Annotated in this window: 9 protein-coding genes and 5 pseudogenes; 10 read left to right on the top strand and 4 right to left on the bottom strand. The window is 70.2% G+C overall.

Features of this window, described 5'->3' with window-relative positions; genetic code table 11:
* Window positions 1–47: 47 nt before the first annotated feature.
* The 8 genes and pseudogenes from ACIGW4_RS14455 to ACIGW4_RS14490 all read left to right on the top strand — a co-directional run.
* Window positions 48–3,860 (top strand): CHAT domain-containing protein, encoded by a 3,813-nt coding sequence (locus tag ACIGW4_RS14455; RefSeq protein WP_399580546.1) that lies wholly within the window; start codon window positions 48–50, stop codon window positions 3,858–3,860.
* Between the two features lie 1,628 nt (window positions 3,861–5,488).
* Complete coding sequence (phzG, locus tag ACIGW4_RS14460; RefSeq protein ID WP_399580547.1) at window positions 5,489–6,169, top strand: phenazine biosynthesis FMN-dependent oxidase PhzG; 681 nt, start codon at window positions 5,489–5,491, stop codon at window positions 6,167–6,169.
* Window positions 6,170–6,226: 57 nt separating this feature from the next.
* Window positions 6,227–6,535: pseudogene (locus ACIGW4_RS14465) on the top strand (PhzA/PhzB family protein); the annotation flags it as partial.
* Between the two features lie 29 nt (window positions 6,536–6,564).
* Window positions 6,565–7,545, top strand: a complete 981-nt coding sequence (locus tag ACIGW4_RS14470; RefSeq protein ID WP_399580550.1) for a methyltransferase — start codon at window positions 6,565–6,567, stop codon at window positions 7,543–7,545.
* A 311-nt stretch (window positions 7,546–7,856) separates the two neighbouring features.
* On the top strand, window positions 7,857–8,060 hold the full coding sequence (locus ACIGW4_RS14475) for a DUF6229 family protein (RefSeq protein ID WP_123456731.1): 204 nt from the start codon (window positions 7,857–7,859) through the stop codon (window positions 8,058–8,060).
* Between the two features lie 194 nt (window positions 8,061–8,254).
* Complete coding sequence (locus ACIGW4_RS14480) at window positions 8,255–11,095, top strand: type 2 lanthipeptide synthetase LanM family protein (protein WP_399580552.1); 2,841 nt, start codon at window positions 8,255–8,257, stop codon at window positions 11,093–11,095.
* Between the two features lie 69 nt (window positions 11,096–11,164).
* The gene (locus ACIGW4_RS14485) at window positions 11,165–11,587 is read left to right on the top strand and encodes a YjbQ family protein (protein WP_399580553.1); all 423 of its coding nucleotides are present in this window, start codon (window positions 11,165–11,167) and stop codon (window positions 11,585–11,587) included.
* A gap of 228 nt (window positions 11,588–11,815) precedes the next feature.
* Window positions 11,816–12,494: pseudogene (locus ACIGW4_RS14490) on the top strand (transposase family protein); the annotation flags it as partial.
* Window positions 12,495–12,565: 71 nt separating this feature from the next.
* On the opposite strand, the gene ACIGW4_RS14495 reads toward ACIGW4_RS14490, so the two are convergent.
* Window positions 12,566–13,840 (bottom strand): NAD(P)/FAD-dependent oxidoreductase, encoded by a 1,275-nt coding sequence (locus ACIGW4_RS14495; protein ID WP_399580555.1) that lies wholly within the window; start codon window positions 13,838–13,840, stop codon window positions 12,566–12,568.
* 36 nt (window positions 13,841–13,876) lie between these two features.
* Window positions 13,877–14,259: pseudogene (locus tag ACIGW4_RS14500) on the bottom strand (DUF6479 family protein).
* 398 nt (window positions 14,260–14,657) lie between these two features.
* On the opposite strand from ACIGW4_RS14500, the pseudogene ACIGW4_RS14505 reads away from it, so the two are divergent.
* Window positions 14,658–15,554 (top strand): annotated as a pseudogene (locus tag ACIGW4_RS14505) (transposase family protein); the annotation flags it as partial.
* A gap of 382 nt (window positions 15,555–15,936) precedes the next feature.
* Window positions 15,937–16,446 (top strand): annotated as a pseudogene (locus ACIGW4_RS14510) (YihY/virulence factor BrkB family protein); the annotation flags it as partial.
* A 64-nt stretch (window positions 16,447–16,510) separates the two neighbouring features.
* Here ACIGW4_RS14510 and ACIGW4_RS14515 read toward each other — a convergent pair.
* A complete protein-coding gene (locus ACIGW4_RS14515) occupies window positions 16,511–17,728 on the bottom strand; it encodes a phosphatidylserine/phosphatidylglycerophosphate/cardiolipin synthase family protein (RefSeq protein WP_399580557.1) in 1,218 nt (405 codons plus the stop codon).
* Between the two features lie 209 nt (window positions 17,729–17,937).
* Window positions 17,938–18,357 (bottom strand): hypothetical protein, encoded by a 420-nt coding sequence (locus tag ACIGW4_RS14520; RefSeq protein WP_399580560.1) that lies wholly within the window; start codon window positions 18,355–18,357, stop codon window positions 17,938–17,940.
* Window positions 18,358–18,433: the final 76 nt, after the last annotated feature.

The following is an 18,433-nucleotide window of genomic DNA, read 5'->3' on the forward strand; positions in this document are numbered from 1 at the left end:
TGTCGGATCGTACGGTCATTTCTCTCACACCACGGCACGGGGGAGCAATGCACACCGAGATCGAGAACCGAACGGTGCCGGTGGTGGCCCGTCTGAGTCGCGCCGCCGAGTACACCCCGATCTTGGAACCGTCCGCCATGGAGGACGCGCGACGCCTGGCTGCCGTTCTCCCCGAGGACTACCTCGGGCCGGCCAGGGAAGCGCTCGGCCTCCTGTACTGGATGCGAGCCGTCATGCGGCACGAGGCAGGTCTCGACGGCAGCGAAGAGATCCGCTGCGCGGTCAGGGCCTTCACAGCCCACTTCATGGCGGGCGTAGGGAACGTTCCTCAGGAACTGCTGCCCCTCATCGCGCACGCCTCCTTCGGTTTGGCCGTGGAGCTGACAGAGAAGTCCCGCACCTCGGACGAGGCCCACCTCATCGACGACTGCGTGATGGCATGGCGCCGGATCGTCGGCGCCGTACGCCAAGAGTCGTCTGAGGTCCGCGCACTCAACATGTCGAAGCTCGCCAACGCTCTGACGCTACGCGCGCACTTGCGCGATCAGCTGGTCGACCTCGACGAGGCGATCGAGGTCAACCGGGAGGCCGCCGCGCTCCTGCCCACGGGGGCCCTCTTCCGGCTCAAGTGCCTCCGAGGCCTCTGCCTTGATCTTCGTGCCCGTTTCAAGGCGGTGGGCGAGCAGGAGGACATCGATGCCTCGATCGCGGCCGCGCAGGAACTTCTCGCGAGCCTGCCGGCGGACGGAGAGCACACGCGAGTGGTTCTGTGCATGCTGGCGGAATCGCTCCTGCTCCGGCACGACCGAAGTGGAGCCCAAGCAGACCTTCGTCAAGGCATTGCCCTCCTTCGTCGCGGGACAAAAGAGATGGCGCCGGACGAACGGCACTGGGGTTCTTTGCTTCTTCGGCTCGGTACGGCACTGCTCGACATAGCCGAACTCGACCCGAACGCTCCCGAACTGGATGAGGCAATCGAGGTGGCGCGCACGCTGGTGAGGACTCCCTCGGACGACCTTTCCGAAGTCATCCAGGCACTCGAACTCCTGCGGAGTTCACTGGTGTTGCGGTTCACGAGGAACGGGAACCGTTCGGATATCGACGATGCCGTGGAGGCCGGGCAGCGCGCGATGCAGTCGACGACCGGTCTGGCGCGCGCGATGTGCGCTTCGAACCTGTGCAGTGTGTTGCTCGTTCGGGCCGCGAACGCCACCGGAATCGTCGACCTTGATGAGGCGATCAACATCTCGCGTCTGGCAACGGCCGACATGGGGAGCGAATACTTGCCGGAGCTGCGCACCAACCTGGGCGCCGCGCTGAGGGACCGCTACGACCGACGCGGGGACCCCGAGGACTTGAGCGAGGCGATCACCGTCTTCCAAGAGGTCCTGAGCAACACGCCCGAACATGCCCCGCAGCGGGCTGGCTTCGTGGCGAACCTAGTGACGGCCCTCGGTCATGAACGCTCCACAACGTCGTGGGACCTCGGTGAATCCGTGCGGCGTGCCCGCGAAGCTCTCCGACTCACGCCCGAGGGACACCCCTTCCGAGCGCAGAATCTCACCAATCTTTCCAGCGCCCTGCGCAACAGATACGACCACCTGGGAGCGCAAGCAGATATTGACGAGGCAGTCGAGAGCGGACGCGCCGGCGTTGCCGCATGCGCGGCCGGCGATCCCTCCCTGCCGGTATATCGCGTCACCGTGGCGATGGCACTCGTCTCGCGTGCGGAACGGAGCCGATCCCTGTCGGATCTGGATGAGGCAATTGATCTGACCCGGCGGGCGTTGGCAGCCACTCCAAGGCAGCACAACCATCGGCGCATGTACCTGTCCGCCCTGGGAATTACCTTGCGTCATCGCTTCTCGTACACGCGAGACCGGGCCGAGTTGGACGAAGCTGTCGATGCCTTGCGCGAGGCAGTGGAGCTCACCCCGGCCGACAGCCCCATGCTGGCGTACCCTCTGACGAGCCTCACCAACGCCCTCGCCGAACGGTTCTCGTTCTTCCGCGACCCGGCTGACATCGATGAAGCGGTAGAGCGAGGACGCAGGGCGGTTGCTTCCTCTCCAGAGGACCTGCCGGTCCGTCTCTTCCTCCTGAACAACCTGGGAGGAGCCCTGCATCTGCGTATCGCGGCCGGCAGCGCCGACGTCCAAGCCGACAACGAGGAAGCCTTCGCCGTCATGACGCAGGCCCTCAACACCAAGAGCGGACCGCCGAGCTGGCGGGCCTTCGCCGCACAGAGTGCGGCCGCACTCGCGTACCAGCATGGCCGGACAGGCCAGGTGGCGGACCTGATGGAAGCCGCTGTGCGTCTTCTGCCGGATTCGGTCCATCGTCGGCTGCACCGCTCCGATCAGCAGTATGAGCTAGGCATCCACGCCCGCCTAGCCGCTGACGCGGCCGCCCTCGTCCTGGAGGCCGACGGCCCCGCCGGAGCCGAGCGGGCACTGACCCTGCTCGAACAGGGGCGCGGCGTCCTACTGAGCCAGTCGCTCGACACCCGCACCGACCTCACCGACCTTCGCGCAACAGCTCCCGACCTCGCGGACGAGTACATCCAGCTTCGCGACATCCTCGACACCCCCCAGTCCGTAGATGCCGTCGCCGAGTCCAGCTTCCTACAGAGCGCCACGGACCGGCATGACCTCGCCGAGCAGTTCGACTCGGTGGTCGCCCGTATACGTGCACACGATGGCTTCTCCACCTTCCACCTTCCACCGCAGTTGACGGAGTTGACTGCCGAGGCCCAGCACGGTCCCATCGCCGTCATCAACGTCAGCAGGTACCGCAGCGATGCACTCTTGGTCACTTCTGAAGGCGTCACGCTGCTGCCTCTCCCCGGCCTGGACATGGACACGGTCGATGCCACTGTCACCACCTTCCACCAGGCCTTGCGGGATGCGCACGACACCACGCTTCCGCCTGAAGAGCGCGCAGCGGCACAGGCAACCCAAAGCCGGGTGCTGGAGTGGCTTTGGGATGCAGCGGCAGGACCCGTCCTGGACCGGCTCGGGTTCACCACAGCGCCGCCCATGGGCGGTGACTGGCCGCGGACATGGTGGGTCACGAGCGGGCTCCTGAGCCTGCTCCCCGTGCATGCCGCTGGGTACCACTCTGCCCAGGACTCAAGGACCGTCATGGACCGAGTGGCCTCCTCCTATACGCCCACCATCAGGGCTTTGCGCCACGCCCGCCGCCACGCCGCCGTCCCCGTATCGGCGAAAGCCCTGGTGGTGGCTATGGAGGCAACACCCGGTGCGGCGCCATTGCGTCACGCAGCCACGGAAACCGAGGCTCTCCGTCGCCACTTCCCGGAGGCTACGGTTCTGACCGGGCATGGCACCGCCCACGGCACCTCCATGAGCCCTTCGGCGGCGACCAAAGCGAACGTCCTCTCCCATTTGCCCGACGCCGCGATCGTCCACTTTGCCTGCCACGGCGCTCACGACCCGACCGATCCGTCACGCAGCAAGTTGCTCCTGCAGGATCACCAACGAGATCCGCTGACCGTCAGCTCTCTGGCAGGGGTGAGGCTGTCTGGCGCGGCCTTGGCCTATCTGTCGGCCTGCCGCACGGCATTCAACGAAAACGAAGCGACTCTGGACGAATCCGTGCACCTTACGACGGCATTTCACCTCGCCGGATTCCGCCACGTCATCGGTTCGCTGTGGGAGATCGACGACTGGCTTGCGGCTCGCATCTCGGACGGCTTTTACGCGAAATTGCTTGCCAACGGCGGGTCGCTCGAAAACTTCGACGTGGCTCGCGCCCTGCATGACGAGATCCGGGCGCAACGGGCCAAATACGTCCGGGCACCCTCTCTATGGGCGGCCCATATACATGTGGGCCCGTGAAGCCCCCGAGAGGGCATTAAGTCCCTTATTTCCTGGTTCGTGTTCGTCGACCGGCTTCTGGCCGCCCTCGCTCATCTCCGCCACGGGGCCACTCGCGGCGGAGCGGCCTGCTGGTTCGAGGCCGGCCATTCCATCGGCGCTCGGGTGATCGGCGAGATGCGGCCCTTGCTCACCGAGCGGGGGTGTGCGATCAGTCCCGGCGTCCAGTGGTGGACACCGGCCGAGATCACCGACTGCATCGGCATCAGTGGGTAGACGGGCATCATTGACGGCACCGAGATCCGGGTCTGCCGGCCGGACGCAAGGGCCGGGAGGCGTTCATCTCCAGGAAGAACGAGCAGAACGCCGTCAAGGCCGCGGTGCTCGCTGGCCAGAAGGGGTGGGTGCTGTTCTGCAGTCCCCGGGCCGGGCAGCTGTGTGGATGCCATCCGTGCTGGCGAGTCGGGCCTGGTCAAGCTCCTGATGAGCGGCCCAGCGGTGGAGTTCCTCGCGGACGCCGGCTACCGGGCCCCTTGGCGCCCAGGCTGGTGGACGTGTGGTGGGGTCACCGCACCGTAAGTTCAACAGGACGCCCCGGACTGGCTACGAGGAAATGCGTGAGCGACAGCGCAAGGTGTATTCCTCCAGGCGGATCCGCGCCGAGCCCGTATTGCGTTCTCCGCGGAGCATTAGCGGGTTCCGGCCTGAAATTCTGTCGCTACCAGGGCGTACGGTGCACCCAGAAGCGGTGGGACACCGTGCCGGCTCGGAGTGCCGACTGAAGCCTCAGGTCGGAGACTTGACCAGGGGCGCAGGCTGCGGCCGACCTTTTGACTCACGAAGTCCAAGGTCGCCCGGGACCGGCTGACACTTCCGATCGGAAGCCACCGACGGACGCCCCCTCGGCGTTGAGTTCACGCCCGACAGCCGCCTGCCGAGGTGTGACGCCCCTGCAGACTCCTCCGTGGCACCGTCCGCATCTACGCGGGCCCCACTCCCGGCAAGCGCGACCCGACTTCGGTCACCCAGACCGGAACGGATCCGCGCACCGAGAACCACACCTACGACGACAACGGCAACACCATGACCCGGAGGATCGGTGACAGCGCACTCGAAACCCTTGAGCGGGATGTCGAAGGCCACCTGGAGTCCCTCACCGAGGTCACCCACACCACCAGCTACGTCTACGACACCGCCGGCCGGCGCCTGATCCGCCGCGGCTCCACCGGCATCACGCTCTACCTGCCGGAAGGAAACGAGCTCCAGCTCGAGAAGAACGCCACCACTGCCACAGCGGCCCTCTGCTACGGCGGCACCGCCCTTCGAACGGCCAAGGGCCTCGCCTTCGTTCTCGCCGATCACCAGGGCACCAGCACCCCCCCCGGATCACCGCCGACACCGAGCAGACTGTCACCCGCCGCAGGACCACCATCTTCGGCGGCCCTCGCGGCAACCAGCCCGCGGGTGCCCCTGACCACCGCCGGTCTGCCGGTCGAGCGACGAGGCGGGCAGATCTGGCTCTCGGGTCGTCAGGCTGAGCCCGCGGGAACAGGTCCAGCTGCAGCGGGTCCTTGGGGGAGGCCGAGCCCATCACCTTCTCCAGGACTGTGCGTAGATGGTTCTGCTGCCGGTGGGTCCCGGGAGGATCCATGTCTGACGGCACCGGCACGACCGCACACGCCCGGCACGCCACCGGCCGGTCGGAGACCCTGACGGGAACGGTCCGGCTGCCCTTCCCCGAGTACGCCGACCCGCCCGCCGACCCGGTGGCGCTGCTGCGCCGCTGGCTGGCCCGGGCCGAGGAACTGGGCGTGCGCGAACCGCGGGCCCTCGCCCTGGCCACCGCCACGGCGGCGGGCGGCCCGTCGAGCCGGATCGTGGCCGTCAACCGGTTCACGGACACCGGCCTGGTCTTCGCCACCCACCGCGGCAGCCGCAAGGAACGCGAACTCGCCGTCGATCCACGGGCGTCGGGCCTGCTCTACTGGCGGGAGACCAGCCGGCAGATCAGCCTCGCCGGACGGGTGCGCCGACTGCCCGACGCGACGGCCGACGCCCTCTGGGCCGCCCGCCCGGTGTTCACGCACGCGATGACGGCCGCCTCGCGGCAGAGCGAGCCGCTGGGCTCCCTCGCGGAGGTGGCCGCGCTGCGGGACCGCGCCGCGCGGCTGGCCGTCGCCGGACCGCGGCCGCGCCCCGCCGCGTACCTCGCGCTCGAACTCGTACCCGAAGAGGTGGAGTTCTGGTCCGACGGCACCGGACGACTGCACGAGCGGCTGCGCTACACGCGCGGCCCCGAGGGCTGGCGGGCCGGCCGCCTCCAGCCGTGAACCACCCCCACAGCCTCCAGCAGTGAACCGCCCCCACGAAGGAGAAGGGAGCCCCTGATGTCCGCCTCCGAGGACACCGCACGCGCCCGTGACCGGGCCACCGTCGACGCCTTCCTGCGCACCGACCGGGAGAGCAGACTGCGGCGCCACACGCTGTACACCGAGGACGGCACGGCCGCCCTGTTCTTCACCGACGTCGGCCGGCCCCTCGTGGTGCGCGGCCGGGAGAACCTGCGCCGCCACGGCGAGCTGTCGCTCCAGGTGCTCCCCGACTGGGAGTGGACCGACGTCGAGGTGTACGAGACGCTCCGGCCCGGCCTGGTCCTCGCGGAGTGCCGCGGCGAGGGCACCATCCGCTTCCCCGGCTATCCGCCCGGCCGCGGCTGCCCGACCTGGTGGCCGGGGGACACCGGGACCCGGCGGCGCTCGCAGCGGCGACGGGGCTGCGCGAGGACCTCGTCCACCGGCTGCTGCGCCTGCTCGTCCTGCTCGGGGTGTTCGAGCCGGACGGCGACGGGACGGTGGCCACCACACCGGTCGGAGAGCTGCTGCGGGACCGGCCGGGCTCGCTGCGCGACATGGCGCTGCTGTACGGGGAGGAGTTCTACCGCGCCTGGGAGCACGCGGAGGAGGCGCTGACCACCGGGACGTCCGGCTTCGAGCTGGCGCACGGCGAGCCGCTGCTGTCCTACCTCGCGGGCGACCGGGAGGCGGCGGGGCGCTTCCAGCGGGTGATGCAGGCCGGTCACGCCGTGTTCGAGGCGGTGCCCGGTGTCCTCGACCTCACGGGGCGCGAGCGGGTGGTCGACGTCGGCGGCGGCAGCGGCCGGCTGCTGGCCGCCGTGCTGGCCGCCGCGCCGAGGACCCGGGGCGTCCTCGTGGACCTGCCTCACACGCTGCCGCACGCCCGCGCCCATCTGGCGGCCACCGTGGGCCTGGACCGGGTGGAGCTCCACGGCCGGGACATGTTCGCCGAGCCGCTGCCGGCCGGCGGCGACGTCTATCTGCTCTCCCGCGTGCTCGGCGACTGGGACGACGGGCACTGCGTCCGGCTGCTGCGCCGGGTGCGGGCGGAACTGTCCCCGCGGGCCCGGCTGCTGGTGGTGGAGCGGATGGCCACGGACGACGGTTCGGGCCCGCTGGCCGCGCTGTGGGACCTGCACCTGCTGGTGGTCAACGGCGGCCGGCAGCGCACCCTGGACGACTACCGGACGCTGCTGCACCGCTCGGGTCTCGCTCTGGAACGGGTGGTGGAACTGCCGCTGGAGACGAAGGGCCTGCTGGCCGCCGCGGCGGGTCCGGCGCGCGGCACCCGCGAGAAACGCCTCGGCGCGGTCTCGTGGAGCGGCTCGAAGCGTCCGCATGGCGGACGGTGAATGGCCGGATGTGGGCGGACCGCCCCACTTGACGAGCACGGTCACCGTCCGCGGCACCCCGGCCGGGCGTGTTCGGAGGACCGGGCCGTCCGGGGGCGGACACCGCCGCTCACCTCGGTTCGAGCCCCGGACGAGTCCCGGCGCACCGGTCCGCGGATACGGGGCCGGCCGCGGGGCGGCGGCTTCCGGGCCGGGCCGGACACGACCGGAAGCCCGGTCGAAGAATGACCGGTTCTGGCAGATCTCGGACGGACATCCTCCGGTGGATTCTGTAGCTCCGCGCAATCCCGGCGATTCGTAGGAGGAACCGCATGCCCGTCATGTCCGCCACCCGTACCGACGAGATCGTCACCGCCTGGCTCCAGGGCGCCGAGACGGCCTTCGGCGCCGACAACCCGGCCGGCCCGCTCTACGTGGGCGGCGCGGCCGGAGAGGCCGCGCTGACCGACGCCACCGAGGCGCTGCTCACAGGGTGCAGCAGCTGTACCGGTTCGTGGCACAGCTACTGCTGCTGACGAACCGCCGCACGGCACCGTACGCGACACCCGGGGAGCCCTCACGGGTTCCCCGGCCCGCGACGCCGCTCGGACGTCTCCGGCTCACGGACGCGTCCGGGGGCGGCGATGCTCGGACGCATGCGGCTCGCGACGACGCGGCACCGCCCCAGGCCGGATGATCACGCGCACCACCCGTCAGGAGAGGACCCAGCATGGTGGAACCGGTGGCAGCGGCCCGCACGGCCGACGGAGCGCCGCCCGAGGGCTGGTTCGCGGCACCGGTGGACGCCTTCGCGGCCCCGCTGTTCGCGGAGCTGGAGGACCGGATCCCGAAGGTCGCCGGACTGGCCGCCGACGAGCGGGCGGTCCTGCGCGAGGCGACCCGCGAGGCCCTCGGCCGTACCCTCCAGCTCCGGCTCAACCGGGTGCTCCTGCTGGAACTGCGGGCCGCCGTCCTGGCCGGAGCACTGCCCGGCGCGGACCCGGCCGCCCGCTGGGGCGCCTTCCTCCGGCACGCCGCCGCCCCCGAATTCGCCGAGGCCCTGCACCGGCGGTACCCGGCGCTGCGCGAACGGGCCCACGCCTCCGGGCGCCTCCTGATCGAGGGCGCGCTGGAACTGGGCACACGGCTCGCCGCGGACCGGGGGGCCGTCGCCGGCCTGCTCGGCGACGATCCGGGCCCCCTGCGCGCTCTGGAACTCGCCCGCGGGGACACGCACCACGGAGGACGGGCGGTGGCCCGGGCGCTCTTCGAGACGGGCAGCGTCATGTACAAGCCGCGGCCGGTGGAGGTGGACGCCGCGCTGCGCTCCTTCGTCGCCGCCGTCCCCGGCGCCGAGGACCTGGGAGTGCCGAGGGTGGTGGTCCGGGACGGCTACGGCTGGGCCGAGCACCTCGCCCACCGCTACTGCCGGGACGAGACGGAACTCGCCCGCTTCTACCGCGCCCTGGGCGGATGGCTGGCGGTGATGCGGCTCATCGGCGGGACCGACCTGCACGCCGAGAACCTGGTGGCCCACGGCCCGGTGCCCGCCGTGGTCGACGCCGAGGCCCTGTTCACGCCCGATGTCGAGGTCCCGCCGAGCGGCCGCGGCGACGCCGTGGACCGGGCGGCCCGGACGATCCGCAACACCGTGCTGCGCACCGGCATCCTGCCGCTCCGCACCGACGGCTACGCCCTCGCCGGAGTGGACCTCTCGGCCGCGGGCGGTCTGCCCGGCCAGCAGCCGCGGATCCGGGTCCCGGTCATCGCGGACGGAGGACTGGACACCGCCCGCATGGAGATCGGTGTGGTGGACCTGCCCCCGGCCCGCAACCACCCCAGCCCCGAGCCGGTGCTGATCCGTCACTGGGACCAGGTGCTGACCGGTTTCGACCGGATCACCGGGGCGCTGGCGGACATCGACGCGGCCGGTGGACTCGGCACGCTGATGGAGGTGTTCGACGGATGCCGGGTCCGCAGGATCCGACGTCCCACGCAGACGTACACGGACATCGGTCGGATGCTCTGGCACCCGGCCTCGCTGCACGACCCCGACGCCGCCCTGGCGCGGGCCCGCGACATCCTCCACCGCAACGCCCTCGCAGCCCCGGGCGCGCCCCGCGACCCGGCGGTGATCGACGGGGAGATCGCGGACCTGCTGATCGGCGACGTCCCGGTGTTCGGCGACCGGGTGGACGGGCGGCGGACGGCCGCCTTCCTGACCGGGTGGCGGCGGGCGAACCTCACCCGTGAGCGCGACACCATCCGCAGCGCACTGGTCGGCGCCTACCTGAACGAACGGCGGCTCCCCGACCGGGTGCGGACGCCCGCCCGGTCTCCGGGCGCCGAGGACCTGGACCGGCGCCGCCGGGCACTGGCGGCCGCGGCCGTGGAGACGATCCGCGCGGCGGCCGTGCGCGGCACCGACGCCACCGCGACCTGGATCAGCCCGGTGCTCACGGACTACGGCTGGGCGGTCCGCCCGCTCGGCGCGGACCTCTACACCGGCCAGGGGGGCGTCGCCCTCGCCCTCGCGGAGTACCTGCGGGAGCAGCGGGCAGGACGGGCCGACCCGGTGGCCGGTGTCGAGTCCGTGCTGGACGGCGCGCTGGAGGTGCTGGCCGCCACCGAGGACACCACGCCGACCCGGCAGATCGGCGGGTTCACCGGGATCGCCTCGCAGGTGTGGACCTGGTCGGCCCTGCACCGCGTCCTCGGGACGCCGGGGCTGCTCGACCGCGCCCGCGCCAGGGCCGCGCTGCTGACCCCGGAGCTCATCGCCGAGGACCGGGCGCTCGACGTGCTCGGCGGAGCGGCCGGAGTGATCGTCCCCTTGCTCGACCTGGCCGAACTCACACTTCAGGAAAGGTGGTTGGGGGTCGCGGCCGAGGCCGGACGACGGCTGGAACGGACCGCGGTCGTCGACGACCGCGGAGCGCGGTGGTCCACGGTGATGTTCCCGGAGGGCATCGGCGGATTCGCCCACGGCGCCACCGGCGCCGGCTGGGCGCTCACCAGACTCGCCCTCTCCGCCGCCGGGAGCGCGGCCGACCGGCGCCGGTGGTACGAACTGGGCTCCCTGGCCCATGACTTCGAGGAGTCCCTGTACTCGCCCGGGGAACGGGCCTGGGCCGACGCGCGGGTCGGAGGGGAGGTCGACCATCCCACCGCCTGGTGCCACGGCAGTACGGGCATCGGCCTGGCCGCCGTCGACCTCCACGAACGGACCGGCGACCCGCGCCACCTGGACACCGCGCTCCGCTCGGGACCGGTCGGCCTGCGCGAGGGCTTCGGCTGGAGCCACACCCTCTGCCACGGCGACCTCGGACTCTGGGAGGTCCTCCACCGCCTGCGCGGTCTGAAGGGGTACGAGGGGCCGTCCGCCGTGGAGGCCGACGCGGAGCTGATCACCGGCATCGAGCAGCGCGGCCCGGTCGGCGGCCTCGCCAAGGAGGCGTTCGCACCGGGACTGCTCCCGGGGCTGTCCGGGGTGGTCCACCACCTCCTGCGGATGCACCCCGACGCCCGGCTGGGCTCTCCGCTCCTCCTGGCCCTCCCTCCGGAGACGTGACCCGGGCACCTGCCGGATCACCCGCGTGTGAAGTTTGAGCGGAAAGCCCCGCCCGCCCACCATGGGGGCATGAGCCACGGATTCGAGACCCGCACCCTTGACATCACCACCGGGACGTCGGAGACGGTCTACGACCTGACCCGGGAGTGCTCCTCCTTCCTGGCCGAGGTGGCACAGGGCAGGGACGGACTCCTGAACGTCTTCACGCCGCACGCGACCATGGGCGTGGCGCTGATCGAAACGGGCGCGGGCAGCGACAGCGACCTTCTGGCCGCCCTGCACCAGCTCCTCCCCGCCGACGAACGCTGGCAGCACCGCCACGGAAGCCCGGGCCACGGCCGCGACCACGTGATGCCGGCCCTCGTGCCGCCCCACGCGACGCTCCCGGTGATCGGCGGCGAACTGGCGCTGGGGACCTGGCAGTCGGTGTGCCTGGTGGACACGAATGTCGATAATCCCAACCGTCAGGTGCGGTTGAGCTTCCTCGGATAGGACGCCGACCCGGTGCGGACTGTAGACGGCAAGTCCGGCCGCGCCAACTGGCCCCGGAGTATGGCTGCTGCTCAGGCTGCCAGCAGGTTCTTCGTGTGCTGGTGGTACACGCCTCATGTGGCCGCTGACCAGCGGAAACGGCTACGGTTCGGCCTGGCTGCAGACGACTGGTCCGCGTATGGCCTGGATCTTGGTCGGCCTCGTCCCTGGCCCCGAAGAGCGACCGTCATGCGGGAGCAGTTCGCACCGAAGGACGACAGCTACCCAACTCAGCAGCTGCGGCGGTATCGCCGCGTGATCGGCTCCCGCTGGCGGCGCCTGACCGCCGGCCGCCGGGCCTGCTCACCCTCGCCCATCTGCGGATGGGCCACACCTGTGCCCAGCTCGTCGCCGGGCTCGGCATCGGTACCACGACGGCCTACCACTGCGTCACCGAAGTGGTCGAGCTCCTGGCCGCTCTCGCCCCGGGCCTGGCCGACGCGGTGCGGACCGCTTCGGCGAAGGCGTACCTGATCCTGGACGGCATCCTGCTGCCGATCGACCGCATCGCCGCGGACCGGCCGTTCCGCTCCGGCAAGCACAAGCGGCACGGGATGAACGTGCAGGTCATCGCCGGCTCCTTCGGCCGACTGCTGTGGGCCCCACCGGCCTCGTCCAGGCCGTCCTCATCCTGCAGCTGGCCGGCTCAGGGTGAGGACGGAAAGGGCTCACTGACTGGTTCCATCGTTACTTCATCGACGGCTACGACTGGGGCACGCTGTCCAATGTGGCCGAAATGCCTCAGTACGCCGACGGCACGGTCCGCGTCCCGTGCTGGGGACGGTGGGAGACCCTCTCCGCAGGTCAGCAGGCGGTGAATCGGTCCCATGCGAAGATCCGGGCCCTCGTCTCGGTCAGCTCGTCGACTTCCGGACCTTGTCCGTCAGGAACGCGCCCATGGCGCAGCCCCACCGTGGGCGGACAAGCGAGCCGGACAGCTCACCAGCTCCGCGATCCCGTCCGGGTGCGCCCATGGTCAAGATCAGCCAGGACCTCTCGGGCGGCGCGGGCACCGGAGGCGAGGGCCCCTTGCAGGGACCCCGTCGCCCGGTGGTCGCCGCATACGTACCGGCCGGCACTCAGACGGGTCGTACGTGTCAGCGGATACGGAGGGGGCATTGCCGGCAGGGCGTCGGGCACAGTGATTCGATGGACGGTTTCCCAGGACTTGGTGTCCACTTCGTACACCTCGGCAAGAGCCTCTCGAATTCGGTCGTCTCGTTCTGGGGAGAGCTCTCCGAGCACGGAAGTCGACACCAAGGCCCGGCCATCCGTCGCGAAACCAGGATGGACCTCGGTGAGGACGCAGGTGTTCAAGAAGCGGCGGCCGGCATCAACGACAAGGGTTGGCTCGGCCAGCGGTGAGCGTTCGGCAGCATGGTAGATGGTGCTCACGGTACGACCGGTGGGAACGTGAAGGCCTGTCACGAGGTGAGCCGCAGCACGAGCCCCGGTTGCCACGACCACCGCCCGGGCGTGGATCTCGGCACCGTCGGCGAACTGCACCCCGTCGTCCGTGAGGCGGTCGACCCTCGCTTCGGTCGACAGCACGCCGGAGGGCAGTCCGGAGGCAAGTTGGGCGGGCACGGCTTGGATGCCCTCAGCGGGAAGGCAGAGAGTGCCTCGCAGGAACGTACGCCAAACGAAGTGGAAGACGCGGGATGAGGTGTCCAGGTCTTCTTCCAGGAAGACACCGGAGAGGAAAGGACGGAAGAAGGTGTCGATCAGATCCTGAGACACCCCGGCTTTCGTAAGAGCGATGCGGGTGGTGGTGTCGGGACGGGCGCGCAGCATGGCAGCGGGCTCCAGCATGTCGCGAGCCGACAGCGCTCCCACGGCGAGCAGGTCTCTGGGCGAGGCAGCCCGCCAGGTCAGTAGATCTCCGCTGCCACGCAGATCACGGGTGGGATCGGTGTAGCGCCGCATCCCGCGCGTGGTGGACACGAGAACGGCGGGGTTGAAGCGCCGGAGCCGGAGCCGGCGCAGGTGAAGTCGATGCTTGACCTGCGGGTACGACGTGTTGAAGATCTGAAATCCGCGGTCGACCGTGAAACCCGCGACGCGATCGGTGCGCATCCGCCCTCCGGGCGCTTCGTCAGCCTCAAGGAGGCGGACGGAGAGCCCGCGGGCAGCGAGGTCTGCCGCACAGGCAAGGCCGGCCGCACCAGCTCCGATGACGACGACGTCGGCGCGTTCCTTACCTGTCACAACCATGGATGAACTCCCTTTCAGGTGAGTCATTCGTCGGGTTCAGTCGCCATGGCCGGTGCCGCCGCTATCGAAACCACCGCTTGAGATTCCGCGCCATTGACGCTTCTCCTTACTCGGCGGTTCGGTGTCAGGCTCACCGGAGCTCTTCAGGTTGTACGGCATCAGGCGGTGCTCGCCATCGGTGTGCGGCATTTCGGAGGGCTTGCGGTACTCGGAAACCTCGCCCGGCAGCCGGCCCGTGTCGGGCCGATGCGGCTGCGACCCGGGGTCCGGGGCGGGAGCTCCTTGTTCCTGACCCTTATGCCGAACGCGAAGGCACCGATGAGGGCGGCGACCACGATCGGACCGCCGAGTACCTGGGTGAGTCCGGACTGCCAGACGCCGGCCGCGGTCTCCGCAGTGCCAAGGATGTGGGCGTTCATGGAGGCATCCCATCTCTCTGAGCCTGTCCAGGATGGCCAGTGGCGGCCCAGGAGGCGCCGGTCTCGACGCCAACAGCCCTGACTTCCGCCGTCGGGTGCGAGACGGATGCAGGCGGCTGAGCGGAGGTCGGCAGATCACGCACCGCAAATTGATCGGATGGCTTCGCCACTGGCACCCCGGACAGGCAAGGGGGGGCATGCACCGCGACGCAGGCGATAATCCTCCTGCGCTCGCCCAGGGACGACAGCAGAGAATGCCTGAACTACAGTCACTGATTGAAAATTCGCCGTTCACGCAGAGCCTTGAGGGCTCTCTTGTTGCGACTTCTTACGAGCTGGTGCGTGATAGCGGTGGAGGCATCCGTGCTGATGGGTGGCACGATCCGATCGTGGTGATCATGGTCAACCGGACGGTTCTCCCGGATCAGATGTTCACGGGCATCTCCCGGCTCCATCTCGCCCGCCTGCTTGAGGAGTCGGCCGGCCCGTGGCAGGCCGTTGTCGAGGGACGACGTCACCAGACACGCGGCGAGGACGGGAAACGAGCGGCAGGAGGGGGCGCCCGGCACCGGTTGATCTTCCTCGACCGGCTGATCGTCACGCCGATCCACCTGCGGCACGATCTCCCGCACTCCGTCCTCGCCCTGCTGTTCGGTGTCGACCGCTCCACCGTCACCCGCGCGATCGGGGAGATACGGGTGCTTCCGGCCGAGCGGGAATGCGCGGTCCCCGGCCGGCCTGGCCCGCGGCTGCGGACCCTGGCCGATGTTTTCGCCCATGCCCAGGCCGAGGGCATCGAGCTGCTGCTGGACGCCACCGAGGCCCAGGTCGGACGTCCCGCAGCCGGCCGCGGTGGACGCCGGGCGTTCGTCTCGGGCAAGAAGAAGCAGAACACCATGAAGGCCACCGTCGTCGCCGACCACCAGGGCCGCACACTCTGGACCGACGCCCTGCGGCCAGGGCGGATGCACGATGCGACCGCCGCACGCAACAAGGGCATCGCCGTCCGCTTCCAGCACTTCCCGGAGGTGAAGGCGCTCTTGGGCGACGGCTGCCTCGGGCTCCGTCGCGACCACCCTGGCCAGGCGATCACGCCGCCCAGGAAACCGAACAAGATCGCTTTGCCGCATGTGCACGTCGCCAGAGAAGAGGCCCGGCACCGACACTCATCGAAACGCATCACTGCCGAGCACGCCCTCGCCGACCACGAACGCTGGAAGCAGCCGACTTGCTGGACCCACCGGCGAGATGCCCTGCCCGCCACCTACCGGGCCATCGCCGGCCTCGTCTCCGACCCGCATCGCCAATACCTGAGAGCAGGCCGCGACCAGGCGAAACACGCCTCCACCGCTATTACGCACCAGCTCGTCAGTCGGCCGGTTCCTGTGGCTCCGGCGTGGCCGGGCGGCGGCCGGAGCCTCGTCCTGTTCCTCGGCGTCCTTCTGCGACTCGCCGTCCTCCTCACCGGGGCCGGTCCGTCGGCGTGCACTGCCGGCGATCCGGATGTCCGGCGCCTCCAGCCCCTGAACGGGCAGGTCCGGCGTGACAGGGGCCCGTGTCGCGGGAACGGGGTCGGGAAGTCGCGGTTCCTGAGTGCTCTGCATCAGTGCCGCCCAGAGCGATCACGCAGGGCAGGGAACCTCCGTGACGTCGAACATTCTCCGCACCTGTCGGAGCATGCCCGGGAACCGGTCCTTCGAGCTGCTCGAACGCATCCGCACCCGCCTGTGGACCACCGCCGTGCGGCTGTGGGAGGACAACGTCGCCGACTACGCGGCGGCCCTCACCTACTACGCGGTACTGACACTGGTGCCCGCCCTGCTCGTCACGGGCGCCGCGAGCCTCGTCGCGACCGGCCCGGTGGCCCGGCGGCTCGCGGAGGCCGCCGGCCGCTCGGGCACGGACGTCATGACCCTGGTGCGGTGGCCGGTGCTGCTGGTGATCGTCACGGCGCTGATCCTGATCCTCTACCGGACGGGACCCGTCCAGGGCCGTGGCCTGCGCCGGGGGTTCGCGGGTGGAGCCCTTGCGGCCTTCCTGTGGCTCGGGGCCTCGGCGCTCTTCACCCTCTACACGCTGTTCGGGACCTACAGCCGCCTCTACGGTTCGCTGGCGGGAATCATCGTCTTCCTCGTGTGGCTGTGGTTCGGCAATCTGGCCCTGCTCGCCGGCGCGCAGTTCAACGCGGTGCGCGCGCGGCAGGCAGGACGGTCTGACGACAAGCCGCGGGAAGTCGAGCCGCCGCCTCCTCCTACAGGTAGCGGCGGATGGGCAGTACCGCCGTCTCCCGGGCCCGCTGCAGAAGCGACCGCCGCTTCCAGCGGACCGGGCGGATCAGCTCGCTCACTTCGAGGTCCTCGTCGTAGTGCGCGTCGAGGGCGGCGGTGAACTCGGAGTCCATGACGGCGAGCATGACCTCTTCGTCGTGGTCGAGGGAGCGGCGGTTGAAGTTCGTGGAGCCGATCAGGGACACGACGCCGTCCATGGTGATGACCTTCGCGTGCATCATGGTCGGCTGGTACTGGTGGATGCGCACTCCGTCGGCGGTCAGCGCCTCGTAGTGGTGCTGCCCCGCCAGCTGGCACACCCGCTTGTCCGTGTGGGGGCCGGGCAGCAGGATATCGACTTCCACGCCGCGGCGGGCCGTGGCGCAGAGCAGGTCGATGAAGTAGTCGTCCGGGGCGAAGTAGGCGGTCGCCAGACGGATCCGTTCCTCCGCCGATTCGAGGATCACCCGTATCAGGGTCTGCATGTCCTGCCAGCCGACGCTGGCCGAACCGCGGACCACCTGCACGATGGCGCTCCCGCTCGGGGGGTGGCCGACGAACCGGTCACGCTCGTCGAAGAGCTCCGTGTGGCATTCGGCCCAGTTCTGGGCGAAGGCGGCGGCGATGCCGTCCACGGCGGGGCCCCGGACCTCGACGTGGGTGTCCCGCCACTCGTCGGGATTGCGGGCGTCGCCACACCATTCCTCGGCGATCCCGACGCCTCCGGTGAAGGCGGTCAGCTCGTCGACCACGAGGGCCTTGCGGTGGCAGCGGTGGTTCTGCTTGAACGGCGAGAGGTAGAGGGGCTTGCGGAACCACGCGACCGCGACTCCGGCCGCGCTCATCCGGTCCAGCAGGTCCTTCTCGATCAGGCGGCTGCCGAAGCCGTCGAGAAGCAGCCGCACTCTCACCCCCGCACGTGCCCGGTCGGTCAGCGCTTCGGCGAAACGCCGCGCGATGTCGCCCCGCCAGTAGACGAAGGTCATCATGTCGACGGTGTGACGCGCGTTGCCGATCGCGTCCAGCATCGCGGCGAAGATCTCGTCGCCGTTGCGCAGGGGGCGTACGGCGTTGCCCTCGGTCGCCGCGACGCCGATGAGCCGCTCCAGCCGCCGGCGTATGCGGTGGATCCGCTCGTCCACGGCGCCGCTGTCGGCGGAGGCGGTGGTCGCGCCGCCCTGCGGTTGCTCTCTGTCAGACATCCCAGTCCCCCTCGGTCGGGCCATCGACGACCAGGACCTTATCCGACGGCCTCCGGGACGGGGACGAGGGAGGGGGGAAGGGGAGGGCATCGGCGCCGGGGCTGCACGCCACCGGCACCGGCACCGGCGCAGCCCCACCTGCCGAGCGGTCCACCCCCTCCTGGCCCCCACGGTGAGTGACACCTCGCCCTGCGGTGGCCCCGGAAGGGCTACGGGAAGCCCACCCCGTACCGCTGCCAAGCGTTCCAGGTCCCGCTGGGCCGACGGTACTTCGACCACCAGTACCCGTCGGTGCCGAGGGCTCCGATGAGGACGGAGTCCTGCGTGTGGTGCTGCTTGACCGCCACGCCGGAGCGGGCCTGTGCGCCCATCGACTCCCAGCTGGACCAGCTGGTCCGCTGCGGATCGGTCCAGCGGGTCCACACCGCCGCGTCCGTGCCGATGACGAACCGCTGCAGTGCGCCGTCGCTGAAGACGTGCTCGGAGACCGGGTGGTCGCAGTCGATGGTGACACCGCCGAACTTGCAGTTCGACGCTTCCGCCGCCGGGACGGTGGCCACTGTCAGGGTCGCGACGGCGACCACCGCCATGACGCCGGCCTTGAGCTTTCGGTACTTCTGGAACTTCACCGCGTTCTCCCGCGATCTGAAGAGCCCGGCCGACGACACAGGCCAGGCCCTGAGGCGGCTCCCCTCGTTTCCTGTG

The organism is Streptomyces sp. NPDC053513 (genome assembly GCF_044544765.1).
GTDB classification, from domain to species: Bacteria; Actinomycetota; Actinomycetes; order Streptomycetales; family Streptomycetaceae; genus Streptomyces; species Streptomyces litmocidini.